The sequence below is a fragment of the Streptomyces manipurensis genome (assembly GCF_049570255.1).
GTDB lineage: Bacteria > Actinomycetota > Actinomycetes > Streptomycetales > Streptomycetaceae > Streptomyces > Streptomyces manipurensis.
Genome location: NZ_CP186950.1, coordinates 728707 through 741459 on the forward strand (window position 1 = coordinate 728707; position 12753 = coordinate 741459).

13 protein-coding genes are annotated in these 12753 nt (G+C 76.7%); 7 read left to right on the forward strand and 6 right to left on the reverse strand.

What is annotated here, in order from left to right; genetic code table 11:
* Positions 1-3 precede the first annotated feature (3 nt).
* On the reverse strand, positions 4-387 hold the full coding sequence (locus tag ACPU2J_RS03560) for a VOC family protein (protein WP_420081770.1): 384 nt from the start codon (positions 385-387) through the stop codon (positions 4-6).
* A 130-nt stretch (positions 388-517) separates the two neighbouring features.
* On the opposite strand from ACPU2J_RS03560, the gene ACPU2J_RS03565 reads away from it, so the two are divergent.
* From ACPU2J_RS03565 to ACPU2J_RS03575, 3 genes are all read left to right on the forward strand, one after another.
* The gene (locus tag ACPU2J_RS03565) at positions 518-985 is read left to right on the forward strand and encodes a hypothetical protein (RefSeq protein ID WP_423832724.1); all 468 of its coding nucleotides are present in this window, start codon (positions 518-520) and stop codon (positions 983-985) included.
* A 70-nt stretch (positions 986-1055) separates the two neighbouring features.
* Positions 1056-2891: an RNA ligase family protein gene (locus tag ACPU2J_RS03570; protein ID WP_423834925.1), complete on the forward strand. Its 1836-nt coding sequence runs from the start codon at positions 1056-1058 to the stop codon at positions 2889-2891.
* Positions 2878-5793 (forward strand): poly(A) polymerase, encoded by a 2916-nt coding sequence (locus ACPU2J_RS03575; RefSeq protein ID WP_423832725.1) that lies wholly within the window; start codon positions 2878-2880, stop codon positions 5791-5793. Before ACPU2J_RS03570 ends, ACPU2J_RS03575 begins: the two co-directional genes overlap by 14 nt.
* 51 nt (positions 5794-5844) lie before the next feature.
* On the opposite strand, the gene ACPU2J_RS03580 is transcribed toward ACPU2J_RS03575, so the two are convergent.
* Together ACPU2J_RS03580 and ACPU2J_RS03585 are read right to left on the reverse strand one after the other, a co-directional pair.
* Entirely contained in the window at positions 5845-6762 is a 918-nt protein-coding gene (locus tag ACPU2J_RS03580) for an NADP-dependent oxidoreductase (protein WP_361598232.1), read from the reverse strand.
* 163 nt (positions 6763-6925) lie between these two features.
* The gene (locus ACPU2J_RS03585; protein WP_423832726.1) at positions 6926-8002 is read right to left on the reverse strand and encodes an RNA ligase (ATP); all 1077 of its coding nucleotides are present in this window, start codon (positions 8000-8002) and stop codon (positions 6926-6928) included.
* A 145-nt stretch (positions 8003-8147) separates the two neighbouring features.
* Here ACPU2J_RS03585 and ACPU2J_RS03590 point away from each other — a divergent pair, with 145 nt between their 5' ends.
* Complete coding sequence (locus ACPU2J_RS03590) at positions 8148-8891, forward strand: SDR family NAD(P)-dependent oxidoreductase (protein WP_423832727.1); 744 nt, start codon at positions 8148-8150, stop codon at positions 8889-8891.
* 45 nt (positions 8892-8936) lie between these two features.
* On the opposite strand, the gene ACPU2J_RS03595 is transcribed toward ACPU2J_RS03590, so the two are convergent.
* Together ACPU2J_RS03595 and ACPU2J_RS03600 are read right to left on the reverse strand one after the other, a co-directional pair.
* The gene (locus ACPU2J_RS03595; RefSeq protein ID WP_423832728.1) at positions 8937-9683 is read right to left on the reverse strand and encodes a peptidoglycan-binding domain-containing protein; all 747 of its coding nucleotides are present in this window, start codon (positions 9681-9683) and stop codon (positions 8937-8939) included.
* 61 nt (positions 9684-9744) lie between these two features.
* A complete protein-coding gene (locus ACPU2J_RS03600; protein ID WP_423832729.1) occupies positions 9745-9870 on the reverse strand; it encodes a hypothetical protein in 126 nt (41 codons plus the stop codon).
* A gap of 246 nt (positions 9871-10116) precedes the next feature.
* Here ACPU2J_RS03600 and ACPU2J_RS03605 point away from each other — a divergent pair, with 246 nt between their 5' ends.
* Together ACPU2J_RS03605 and ACPU2J_RS03610 are read left to right on the forward strand one after the other, a co-directional pair.
* On the forward strand, positions 10117-10590 hold the full coding sequence (locus ACPU2J_RS03605; RefSeq protein ID WP_423832730.1) for a hypothetical protein: 474 nt from the start codon (positions 10117-10119) through the stop codon (positions 10588-10590).
* 86 nt (positions 10591-10676) lie between these two features.
* A complete protein-coding gene (locus ACPU2J_RS03610; RefSeq protein ID WP_420081762.1) occupies positions 10677-11519 on the forward strand; it encodes a MerR family transcriptional regulator in 843 nt (280 codons plus the stop codon).
* On the opposite strand, the gene ACPU2J_RS03615 is transcribed toward ACPU2J_RS03610, so the two are convergent.
* Positions 11506-11808 carry a hypothetical protein gene (locus tag ACPU2J_RS03615; RefSeq protein WP_365073063.1) on the reverse strand — a complete coding sequence of 101 codons (303 nt, stop codon included), beginning with the start codon at positions 11806-11808 and terminating at the stop codon, positions 11506-11508. The two genes, ACPU2J_RS03610 and ACPU2J_RS03615, sit on opposite strands and share 14 nt — an antisense overlap.
* A 104-nt stretch (positions 11809-11912) precedes the next feature.
* Here ACPU2J_RS03615 and ACPU2J_RS03620 point away from each other — a divergent pair, with 104 nt between their 5' ends.
* On the forward strand, positions 11913-12389 hold the full coding sequence (locus ACPU2J_RS03620) for a hypothetical protein (RefSeq protein ID WP_423832731.1): 477 nt from the start codon (positions 11913-11915) through the stop codon (positions 12387-12389).
* Positions 12390-12753 lie beyond the last annotated feature (364 nt).

Consider the following 12753-nt stretch of genomic DNA (forward strand, 5'->3'; position numbering starts at 1 on the left):
GCATCACCCGTGGGGTCCCCGGCGGTCGGACTCGCTGCGCAGTACGCAGAATTCGTTGCCCTCGGGATCGGCGAGGACGACCCATCCCGCGCCGTCGGGCTCCCGGTGGTCGGCGACGAAGGAGGCGCCGAGGCCCAGCAGCCGGTCCACCTCCGGGTCGCGGGAGGTGTCGGGGCGCAGGCACAGGTGGATCCGGTTCTTGACGGTCTTCGCCTCGGGCACCTCGTTGAAGTGGAGCACGGGGCCCTCCCCGAGCGGGACCTGGACCTCCCGGTCCCCTGGGCGCGCCTCCGGATCCAGCGGACGGCCCGTCACCCCGCTCCAGAACCGGGCCAACGCGTAGGCGTCGGCGCAGTCGACCGCCACGTTCTGCACTGTCGAAAACATGGGGGGAGCATCGCCTACGTGCCCGCCCCGGGCCAAACGGGCCGCCCCGCGGCCGGCGGACGCCGGTCCGTATCACCCGACCGTGTGAGGGGGTTCGGCCGGTGCCCCGGTGGTGCGGCAGGCTGGGCGGATGCAGCTGCGCCGGGCCCTGCCCCTGACCCTCGCCGCCCTCACCCTGGCGGCCGGATGCGTGACGGTGCGTCCCGGGCCCGCGCCGGAGGCACCCCGTCCGGCGCCCGCGGCGGCCCGTACCGCACCGGCGACCGCGGCCCCTGCCGCGCTGCCCCTGGGTTCGCTGCCCGCCTCCGCGCCACCGCCCGCCGCGGAGGCGGCCGCCGTGCCCCTACCGGCGGCGGCGCCGCACCGGCCGGTCCCCTCCCGGCGGGCGGAGCGGCCGCGCACCCCCGCCGCGGCCCAACCCGTACGGACCGCGAAGGCGGCGGGGAAGAAACGCACCGCAGCGCGCACGGGAACCGCCGGCCGTCCGGCGGCCCGGCCGAAGTCCGCTCCGGTGCCAGGGCGTTCGTACGACATGGGTCCCCTGTGCCGGGCGGCGAAGGGCACGGTGGCGCCGGAGATCGTCGCGCTCTGCCGCTGAAATGGGTGGAGGGGGCGACGCGCCGATACCTACAGTGACCGGGCACGCCGTCGTCGACCCGGAGCGGACCATGCGCACCTCCTACCCCCGTACGCCGCACCTTCCCTGGTCCCCGGGGGCCTCGGTGGACGACGTCCGGAGCACCGGGCCGGCAGGCCTCGCCGGCCGCGAGGTGGTGGTGACCGAGAAGCTCGACGGGGAGAACACCACCCTGTACGCGGACGGTCTGCACGCCCGTTCCCTGGACTCCGGCCACCATCCGTCCCGGGCCTGGGTCAAGGCCCTCCAGGGCCGCATCGGCCCCGGGATCCCGGCCGGGTGGCGGGTGTGCGGGGAGAACCTCCACGCCCGGCACTCGATCCCCTACGAGGACCTGGACAGCTGGTTCTACGGGTTCTCGGTGTGGGACGGGGAGAACTGCCTGGACTGGGACCGGACCGTGCGCTTCCTGCACGGCCTCGGGGTGCCCGTGCCGCGCGTGCTGTGGCGCGGCCGCTTCGACGAGCGCACGCTGCGCGGGCTGCGGCTCGACACCGGCAGGCAGGAGGGGTACGTCGTCCGGACGACGGACGGTTTCACCCGGGCGGACTTCGGCTCCCGCGTGGCGAAGTGGGTGCGCGCGGGACACGTACGGACGGACACGCACTGGATGTTCGCCGAGGTCGTGCCCAACGGCCTCGGTGCGGCGGCCCCGTTGTGGGCGGTCCGCTCGGGGGCCGGGCCGGACGTCGCGGCGCTGTCCGCCGCCGTGGGCGCGGACCTGCTGCCGGGGGCGCCGGTCACCGGCGAGGGCCCCGGCGCCGACGCGGTGGCGGAGGAGGTGTCCGAGGTGACGGCCCTGATCGACGGATCGGGCCGGACCGGGGACGCCCGGCTCGCGGGTGTGCTGGCGGCCCTGCTGCACCGCGCTCCGCGGGCCCGGGTCATGGCCCGCCTCGCGGCCGGACCGGCCGGGATGCGGCTCGCCCGGCAGGTCGCTGACCTGGTGGGCCTGTACCCGTACCTGACGCGGGAGTTCCCCGACGAGGAGCGGCGTGCCGGGCTGGTGCGGATGGCGGCCGCGGCGGACCTCGGGGTGCTGCACGCGCTCGCGGGGGCATTCGCCGAGGGTGCGACCGAGCGGGAGTGCGTGGAGTGGTCCGCGCTCTGTGCCGAGGAGGCGGGACTGTTCGGCCCCGATCCGCTGGGGCCCTTGCGGACCGGGCTGCGGGAGGCCCTGGCCGGGCTGGGCGCGGACGCCGCGGACCGGTGCTGGGCCGAGGTGCGGCGCGCGGTCGGGCGGGGTCGCGTGGGCGGGTGCGGCCCGCTCGCGGGCGACGGCCTGGTGGAGGAGGCGGTGGCCGCGAGCTGGCAGTGGCGTGACGGATCGTTTCCCCGGCTGGTGCGGCTGTGCGGTCCCTCGGGCAGCGGCAAGAGCACCTTCGGCCGGGACCTGCCCGGTGTGTCCACCTGCGTCAGCCTCGACGACCTGCGCGGCGCCCGGGGGTCCCGGGCCGACCAGCGGGCCAACGCGGAGGTGGTGGCGGAAGGGCTGCACCGGCTGGAGGCCGCCCTGCGCGCGGGCGGCACCGTGGTGTGGGACGCGACCTCGCTCACCGGCCGGCAGCGCGAACCCGCCGGTGCGGTCGCGCGCCGCCGCGACGCCCTGGTCACGGACGTCGTCGTGCTGGTCGACGAGCCCGAACTGCGACGGCGCAACGCCGTGCGCACCCATCCCGTACCGGAACGGGTGCTGACCTCGCAGCTGCACCGCTTCGGCCCGCCGTACGCGGGCGGGACGCACCGCACCTGGTACGTCGGCCCGGCCGGCACGGTCGAGGACACCGCGGGCTCCCTCGGCGCGGCCGCCGTGACCGACGTGCTCCGCGCGCCCGGCACCCTCGGGGCTTCCGATGCGCACCAGTGAGCAGCTCTACCACCAGGTCCGCTGGGACCCCCGCTTCGATCCGGCGCGGTTCGTCCTCGGGCTGCTGCAGCGCGGGGCGGCGCCCAAGCGGGTGCCGCTGCCGTCCTTCGTCCCCGGCGGCGACATCCCCTGGCACCGGGTGCTGTTCGTCGAGGCCGACGGCGAGCTCGTGTGGGACCGGACCACCGGCGTCGACCGGATCGACGCCACCTCCGCCGGCCGGGTCCGCGACGCGCGGCTGCTGCGGGCCCCCTTCTTCACCGCACGGACCCCGTACGCCTGGGACGCGTCGGGCGGCGGCGCCTGGCGCCCGGCACGGCCGGGCCCGCGTACCGGTGCGGGCGCGGACGCGGTCCGGATGCTCACCTGGAACACCCTCTGGGACCGCTACGACGCGCCGCTCATCGCCACCGGCCGACGCAGGCCGCTCCTGCTGGCGGACCTGGCCGCCGCGGACGCCGACGTCATCGCCCTCCAGGAGGTCGAACCGCAGCTGCTCACGCTGCTGTTGGCGCAGCCGTGGGTGCGGGAGGGCTACACCCTCGGCACGGACCCGGGCTGCCGCGACGTGGCCGAGTACGGGCTGCTGGTGCTGAGCCGGCTGCCGGTGCGCGAGGCGGGCCTGCACGCGCTCGGCCCGCACAAGGCGGTCAGCGCCGTGACGGTGGACACGGCCACCGGCCCGCTGGTCGTCGCCGCGACCCACCTGACCAGCGACCACGCGCAGGACGGCGCCGCCCGGAGGGAGGCCGAACTGGGCGGGCTCGCCGAGGGGCTGGGCGGTGTCGGGGCGGCGGTGGCGCTGCTCGGCGACTTCAACGACGGCCGGCACGGCGCCGCGGGGCCCGCCGTCGCCCTCGGGATGCGGGACGCCTGGTGCGAGGCGCACGGGGCGTCGGACGCCACACCGACCTTCGACCCGGTGCACAACCCGCTGGCCGCGGTCGGCTCGCTGACCGGCCGGGCGTCCCGGCTGGACCGGATCCTGCTCGGCGCCACGGCGGCCCGGGTGACCCGGGCGGCGCTGCGCGGGGACGCGCCGGCCGAGGGCGGGCTGTTCGTCTCCGACCACTTCGGGGTGGAGGCCACGGTGGAGTTCGGGGCGTCCGGTGACGCGCCGACCCGGCTCGACCTGCCCGCCACGGCGCGGACGGCCGTGGCCTGGCTGCCCCCGGGACTCCCCGCCGCGGTGGACGAACTGCGCCGGGCGCACGACCCGCAGGCCGGCCGCTGGCCCGCGCACGTGAACCTGCTCTTCGGCTTCGTGCCGGAGTCCGCCTTCCCGGAGGCGCTGCCGCTGCTGGCGGAAGCGGCCGCGCGGACCGCGCCGTTCGACGCCCGGCTGGAGGGGGTGCACGCCTTCGGCCACCGTGAGGACGCCACGGTGTGGCTGGATCCGGCGGCAGCCGGCGAGGCGCCGTGGCAGGAGCTCCGCAGCACGCTGGTGGAGCCCTTCCCCGGGTGCCGCGGGCGCGACGAGGGCTACACCCCGCATCTGACGCTGGGCCGCAGCGGTGATCCGCAGCGGGCGGTCCAGGCCTTCGCGGAGCGGATCGCGGCCGTGCCGACCGTGCGGGTCGGGGAGCTCGCCGTGCTCTCACGCCGCGGGGACGGCCCGATGCGGGTCCGGGCCACGGTGGCGCTGGGCACGGGTGAGGTGCGCTGGGTGGAGGAGTCCGGGCGGCGGCCGGGCCCTCCCGGCACGGAGTGCCCGACGGACACCACGGACACCACCGACACCACGGACACCACCGACACCGCGGACACCGCAGCCGCTGCGGACGCCGCCGCCGCGTCGGTGACGGCGCGGGTGCGGGAGGCCCTCGACGGCGCGCGGGTGCACCTGGCCGGCTCGCGCCGCATGGGCTGCGCCCTGCCGGGCGCCGATCTGGACCTGGTGGCCGTGCTGCCCGGCGACCCGGACACCGGCGAGGTGCGCCGCCGGCTGGCCTCGGCGCTGCCGGAGGCGGCACGGATGCGCGAGGTCACCGGCGCCCGGGTGCCGGGCCTGCGGTTCCGGGTCGGGGAGCTGTCGGTGGACCTGGTGCTGGTCGCCGCCGGGGAGGCGGATCCGGCAGGAGCGGTGGCCCGGCGGGCTGCGCTGGGCGGGGCCGCCGCCGTGGCCCTGAGTGCGGTGAGCGACGCCGACGCCGTACGGGAGGCCGTGGGCGCGGACCATGCGGCGTTCGCGGCCCTGGCACGGTGGGTGAAGGCGTGGGCGCGGGCCCGCGGGCTGGACGCGGCGCCGTTCGGGGGGCTGCCCGGGCTCGCCTGGTCGGTCCTCGCCGCGCGGACGGTCCGTGAGGTGGGGCCGCTGCCGCCGGTGGAGCTGCTGCGGGAGTTCTTCGGCAGGTGGGCCGCCTGGGACTGGCGCGACCCGGTGACACTCGTCGGGGCGGCCCCGGCGGCGGGGGCGGAGCCGGTGGTGGTGCTCACCCCGTCGGAGCCGGTGCGCAGTTGCTCGGGCCAGGTGTCGGCGGGCCTGCGCGACCTGCTGGTGCAGGAACTGTACGCGGCCTGGGAGCTGCTGGAGGGGCTGGAGGACGCTCCCGGGCGGGGCGTCCCGGATCCGGTCGCGCCACCGCTGCACCGCCGGCACTCCGCGTGGGTGGTGGTGACGGTACGGGACGGCCGCGAGGCCGGGTTCGAGGAGCTGCGGGGACGGGTGCGCGGGCGGCTGCGGGCACTGCTGGGAGCGCTGGAGGAGGCCGGGGTCACCGACGCGCACGCCTGGCCCCGGCCCTTCGGGAGCGGACCGGGGCGCGAGCGCTACGCGATCGGGCTGGGAGCGGCGCCGCCGGACGCGGCGGCGGTGGCCGCGGTGACCGCCCGCTGGCGGGCCGGCCTGCACGGGGTGGAGGTGTCGTGGGCCGCGGGCGGTGAGGTGCCGGACCTGGTCTGAAACCGGAGGCCGGAGGCCGGGGCCCGCGAACAGCGGGAGGCCGGCAGCCGGTCAGACCTCGATGACGATCTTGCCCGGGGTGTGGCCGCCCTGGCTGAGCTCGAAGGCGGCCGGGAGCTCCGACAGCGGGAAGGTCCTGGCGACGGGGACCGTCAGCCGGCCGCTGTCGGCGAGCCGGGCCAGCTCGGCGAGGTCTTCGGCGACGGGCCGGACCCAGATCCACTCGCCGCCGGACCCGAGGACGCTGGGGTCCGCGATGGAGGCGTGCCGGCCGTCGTCGTGGAGGACCTCCCGGGTGACCGCTCCGACGCCGCCGACGAAGTCGGCCACGACGGTCGGCCCGTCCGGCACGAGGGCGCGGACCCGGTCCGCGAGGCCGTCGCCGTACTCGACGGGCTCGCCGCCCAGTTCGCGTACGCGGTCGTGGTTGCGCGGGGAGGCCGTGCCGATGACCCGGGCGCCCAGCGCGCGGGCGATCTGGACCCCGAAGGAGCCGACGCCGCCCGCGGCGCCGTGGATGAGCACGGTGTCGGCCTCGCCGGTGCGCAGGCGGGTCAGGAGCTGGTAGGCGGTGAGCCCGGCGAGCGGAAGGCCGGCCGCCTGCGCCCAGTCGAGCGAGGCCGGCTTGTGCGCGAGGGCGCGGACCGGCACGGTGACGAACTCGGCGAAGGTCCCGCCGTGCACGTAGTCCTTGCGGGCGTAGGCCATGACCTCGTCGCCCTCGGCGTACTCGGGACAGTCGATGCCGACCCGCTCCACGGTCCCGGAGACGTCCCAGCCCGGGATCACCGGGAAGACGACGTCCATGAGGGGGTCCAGGCCCCCGGCCATGATCTTCCAGTCGACGGGGTTCACCGCGGCGCACCTGACGCGGACCAGGACCTCGCCGGGCCCGACCTTCGGCATCGGGAGGCGGATCTCGGAAAGCACCTCCGTCCCGCCGTACGTCTCGTACGCCATCGCCCGCATGGTTTCCCGACCGCTCCGGCCCGCCTGGGACATGTACCGACCTCTCCGTGTGTGGTGGTCCCCGCCCCGGCCCATCCCACCACGCCGTCGGCGGTACGGCCGGTCGGGGCGCCGCGGGCGCCGCGGTCCCGGGTGGGGGGCTCGGCGCCGGCCGGCCCGTCGGTCACTCGTACTCCGTACCGCCCTTGCGGGTCAGGTAGGCGGGGCTGACGGCCTTGGCGATGGCGCGGCCGCCGACGACCGGGCTGTAGCGCTCCGCGGCCGGCCGGATGACCACGCCCTCCCGCAGGTGCACGGCCCGCCCGGAGACCGTCTCCCGGCCGGTGGCGTGCTCCAGCACCGTGTCGAGGTCGTAGGGGCCCTCGTACAGCTTCGGGACGAGCGGCAGTTCGCCCCCGGTCAGGACGGCCGCCGGGTCCAGCCAGCGGACCTGTCCGTCGATCTCGGCGGAGACGTCGAAGACGGCGTATCCGGGCGGGGTGTCCGCGGTCCGCACGTCGGTCCCGTACCCCAGGTCCTGGACGCCCGCCCCGTACACCTCGCCGAAGATGCCGACCCTGGAGGCGCCCAGCCGCTCGGCGAGGGCGGCCGCGACCTCCGGTACGCCGTGGCCGCGCACGGCCCGCCAGTAGAGGTTGCGCTCGTCCTCCTTGAGCGCCAGGCCCTTGGACCCGAAGCCCTTGGAGGAGACGATGCACCGGCCGCCGTCGACCACGTACGTGAACAGTGAGGCGGTGCCGTGGAGCTTCTCCGTGAGGACGACCTGCTCGCCGGGCTCGAAGATCTGCGGGTAGCGCTGGAGGTTCTCGATGTCGACCCACGGCATCAGATCGGCGGCCGCCTCTACGTCACCGCTCATATTCGTCGGTATGGGCGGCGCCCATTTGGTGATGCCCAGCAGCTCCGCGAAGTCCGTGCCCTCCTCGGCCGCCCGGGCGAGGTCGACGTCCGCGAGGGCGCGCGGGCTGCACACCAGTCCCTGGGAGAGCTCGCCGCGCAGCCGGACCGCCTTGACCCGGTCGGCGGAGCCGCCCGCGAGCCGTCCGGTGAGGCCCAGTTCCTCGATGAGGTCGGCGGGCAGGACGGCCTGTTCGGGTATGTAGAGCGCGAAGTCACCGCTGCGGTAGGCACCCTTGGCGATGACGGCCCGGTAGAGGCCGACCTGGGCGAGCTCCAGGGCGTCGGCGTTCGGGTGCTCGTGGACGGTCAGTTGTTCTGCGGTGACGCGCAAGGTCGACATGTTCGGCTCCAACGGTTCGTCAGGTACAAGGCCGGCGGCTGGTGATGGGGCACGCCGGCGAGACCACTCTCCGTTCCGCCATTTCCGCTGGTCCAGCAATTATCACGGTGTTAGCCTGCCGCTCCACGTCGCTCTGGAGGCTCATATGTCACGTCGTCCGGTCACCGTCGTCACCGGGGGCAGCAGGGGGATCGGGGCGGCGACCTGTCTGCGGCTCGCGGAGGACGGGCACGACCTGGTGATGGCCTACGCCCGCGACGACGCCTCGGCCGAGGCCGTGGCGGAGCGGGTGCGGGCCGCCGGTGCCCGCTGCGTGCCCGTGCGCGGAGACCTCTCCGAGGAGTGCGCCGTCGAGCGGCTCTTCGACATCGCCGGAGCCGAACTCGGCGTGGTGACGGGCCTGGTGAACAACGCGGGGGTGACGGGGCCGCTCGGCCGGCTCGTCGACGCCCGGACCGAGGACCTGCGGCGCGTGGTCGAGGTGAACCTCCTCGGATACCTGCTCTGCTGCCGCCGGGCCGCCCGGGACATGGCCGCGTCCGGCGGCGGGGCGATCGTGAACGTGTCCTCCGCCGCCGCGACCGTGGGCAGCCCCGACGAGTACGTGCACTACGCGGCGACCAAGGCGGCCACGGACGCGCTGACGGTGGGCCTGTCCAAGGAACTGGGCCCGGACGGGATCCGGGTCAACGCCGTGGCGCCCGGCACCATCGAGACCGACATGCACGCCGCGATGGGCGATCCGGGCCGGCCGGCCCGGATCGGGGCCGCGACCCCGCTCCGGCGGCCCGGGCGGCCCGAGGAGATCGCCGCCGCGATCGCCTGGCTGCTGTCCCCGGACGCGTCGTACACGACCGGGACGGTCCTGCGGGTCGCGGGAGGCCGCTGACCGCCGGTACCAAGCCCCCGCGGCGGCAGCCGTCACCCGTCGCCGTCACTCCATCGCCGCGCGGGTGGCCGGGCCGTAGACGCCCTGCGGGTCGCCCTTGATGGAACGGTCGCGCTGGAGCTGGCCGACCCCGCGCTTGGTCTGGCCGTCGTAGATCCCGGTCACCGAGACGTAGGTGAACCCCTGGCCGTACAGCATCTGCTGCAGGGCCCGCACCTCCGGGCCGGAGTCCCCCATGCGCAGGGTCTCGCGGTCGGCCGACGGGCCGGCGGTGGGCGCGGCCGCCTCGGCCGACGGCCTCGGGTCCCGGGTGGCACCCGCCGACGGTGACGCCTGGGGCCGGTCCGGAGCCGGCCGGGGGGCGGGGCTCCCGGCCGTCGCCGCGGGGCTCTCGTCCGGGCTGCGGGCGGGCAGGGCCGGCACGGACAGTTCGGCGGGCGGCCCGGCGCGGGAGGGCTCCGGCTGCGCGTCGTCCGGCAGGAGCAGCAGGACGCCGACCAGCGCCGACCCGAGGACGGCGGCGGCGAGCGCCGCCCGGCGGCCGCGACGGCCCCGCGCGGGGGAACGGTCCGCTTCGCGCGGCCGCTGCGGGGCGGTCGGCGAGTCGGCGGACGGCGGGGCGGCGGGAGGGCCGTCGGCGCCGGCCGCGGGTCCGGGGAAGGCGAGCGGCCCCGCCTGCGGCCAGGCGGGAACCGGCCGCGCGGGCGGAGCCGGGGGCGGGGCGGAGACGTACGGGCGGACGAGCGGGGCGTCCTGGGGGACGGGCCGACTCGGTTCGTGGTTCTGGGACATGGCAGTCCCGGCGGGAGCGGGGGCCGGCGCGGCGGTGCGGTGCCGGCCCCCGCCCGGCCGGTCAGGCTCCGCGCCGCCGGGTGGTGGGACCCTGGCCGGGGTGCGTCCCGGGGACCTCGTGCGTACCGGGCAGCGGGAAGCCGCCGCCCGGGACCGGCGCGAGCGGTGTGCGGACCGATATGGACATCCGAGGCAACTCCGGGGTGCGGCTCCAGCAGTGGTTCCTGATCGGGCGCACTCTTGCCGCCCCCGGCGGCGGGGTCAAGCCTTCCGTCCGGTCCGACACGTTTCGTCCGCTCTGCGGGCGTGGTGGGCGGTGGGCCACGCCGACGCCCTGCGCACCGGCCGCCCGCCGGCGCCGGTGTCACCCACCGTCACCCGGACGCGTGAGGAGGGGAACCCGGGACGGCCCGGCGTGCGGCAAGGTGGTCGGATGCAGTTACGCCGGGCCGTGCCCCTGCCCCTCTCCCTCGTCGCGCTCCTCGCGAGCGCGGGCTGTGTGTCCGTCGGCCCCCGGGATCCGGCTCCGGTGCCCGCGCACGGGTCCGTACCGCCCCTGGGCGCACCCGAGGACCCCTCTGCGGGGACCGCCCTGCCCCTGGGGCAACTGCCCCCGGCGGCCGTCGGGGAGCCGCGCGGGACACCCGTGCCGGAACCGGGCCGGGGCCCGGCGTCCGGCAGCGCCGCGGCAGTGGACCGCCCGGCCCCGGACCCCGCCCCGCGGCGCGCCCGCGAGAAGGCCGTGCCGCACCCACGGCACACCCGCGCGGCCGGGCCGGCCGGCGGACATCCGCGCCGCCCGCCGGCCCCGCCCGCCCGGATGGACGAGATGTGCGCGGCGGCCGACGGAGCGGGGGTCGTCCCGCCGTCGATCGTCGACCTGTGCCTGCGGCAGTACGGGCACTGATCCGCGCCCCTCTCCCCGTCTCCCCTCCCCACCGAGGTGCGATGCTTGACCCTCTCCCTGTGTCAGACCTTGTAGTGGAGCCCGTCATGTTCACCATCGGAGACTTCGCCAAGCACGGCCGGGTGTCGGTCCGCATGCTGCGTCACTACGACGCGCTCGGACTGCTGCGCCCGGCGCGTGTCGACCCGTTCACCGGCTACCGCTACTACGAGGCGGGGCAGCTCGCCCGACTCAACCGTGTCATCGCGCTCAAGGAACTCGGCTTCAGCCTGGAACAGGTGGGAACCGTCCTCGGCGAGAAGGTGGCGGTGGAGGAGCTGCGCGGCATGCTGCGACTGCGGCAGGCCGAGCTGGAGGCCGCCGTGGCCGCTGCCGCGGCCCGGCTGGTGCAGGTCGAGGCGAGGCTCCGGACCATCGAGAACGAGGGATCCATGCCTGCCGACGACATCGTCGTCAAGAGTCTTCCGCCCGTCCGGCTCGCCCGTCTGACCGCAACGGCCGCGAGCTTCGAACCCGGGGACGTCTCGGAGGTGATCGCCCCGCTCTACGACGAGCTGTGCCGCCGGCTGGAGGAGGCGGGGGTCGCTCCGTGCGGTCCCAGCGTCTCCCACTACGAGGACGCGCCGGGCGCGGAACACGAGGCCGCGGTCCTGGTCCACGCCGGGCTGCCGGTGGCGGCCTCGGTCCGCGAGGAGGACCTCGGCGGCGCGGTGCGGATCGTCACGCTGCCGGCCGTGGAACGGGCGGCGACCGTCGTGCACCGCGGTGCGATGGACGGCGTACTGCCCACCGCGCAGGCCCTCGCGCGGTGGATCGACGCGCACGGCCACCGCTCGGCCGGCTACACCCGCGAGCTGACCCTCGCCTGCCCCGAGGACCCCGAGCAGTGGGTGACCGAGCTCCAGGAGCCCCTGGTCACCTCGGGCTGACGGGGCGGCGGGCGCGGGCGCACCGGCGGACCGTGTCGCGACGGGCCGTGCGCAGCCGGTGCAGGGTGGTGTGCCCGCGCCGCTTCCACTCGCCGCGCGGGAGGGCCGCCCGCTGACCGCCGCCCGCGATGAGGGCGTTGACCGGGGTCATCGGGTCGGCGGCCATCGCCTTGGCGAACAGGACGCCGACCACGAGCGGGACCAGGGCCACGGCGAGCGCCGAACCGGCGGTGGTCACGTGCTGCATGCGCGGGCGGGCGGTCGCGGTGCCCCGGGCGTCGGAAGTCATGCCCCCATTCGACCGGCTCCGGCGCTCCGGGGAATCGGGGCGGGTACTCAGGCCGTTGGGCACGACGTACTCAGTTCGGCGCGGCGTGCGGGTGGTGATGGGTGATGACGGCTCAGAACCGGGGCTTCGAGCCGGCGACCGGCGACGGCCCGGAGGAGCCCGCCGGGCCCTCCGGCCGGCCCGCGGCCGAGGTGCGCGCGGCCGAGCTGCGCACCGCCCACGAGGGCCTGTTGCAGATCCGCCGGCTGGTCAACGGCCCGGCCGGGGTGTCGGTCCCGGCGCCGTGGGAGCTCCGGCAGCTCCCGCGCGCGGTGGCCCTGGCCCTGGAGGCGGCGGGGATCACCCCGTCGGCCGTGGGTACGGACGGGCGCCGGACGCGTACGGGGTACCGGGTGGCGGCGGGTGCGGACCCGGGCCGGGCGGAGGTGACCTGGCAGGGTCCGCCGGGCGGTGGTGCGGCCGGGGAGGAGCAGGAGGGGCTCGCCGCCTGTGCGGCCGTGCTGGAGGGCCTGGGCTGGGTGTGCCTGATGTACCGGGGGCCGCGCGGGCGCCGGTTCCTGGAGGTGGAGCCTCCGCGGTGAGCGTGGCGGGCCCGCGCCGGCGGGGCCGTAATCCGGTGGCCGGGGAGGCGTGTGCGCGGCGAGACTGGCCCGATGGGCATGCTCGACGCGCAGGCGGACCGTATCGGCCGCGGGGAGACGGTGGAGTTCCGGCCGACCGGCGGTTCGATGGCGCCGCTGGTGCACAGCCGGCAGAAGGTCCGGGTGGCACCGGCCGACCCGGACCGGGTCGAGGTCGGTGACATCGTGCTGGCGCGCGTGGCCGGCACCGTCCACCTCCACCTGGTCTCCGCCGTGGACGCGCCGCGCCGGCGCGTGCAGATCAGCAACAACCACGGCCGCGTGAACGGCTGGACCGGCTACGACCGGGTGCTCGGCATCTGCC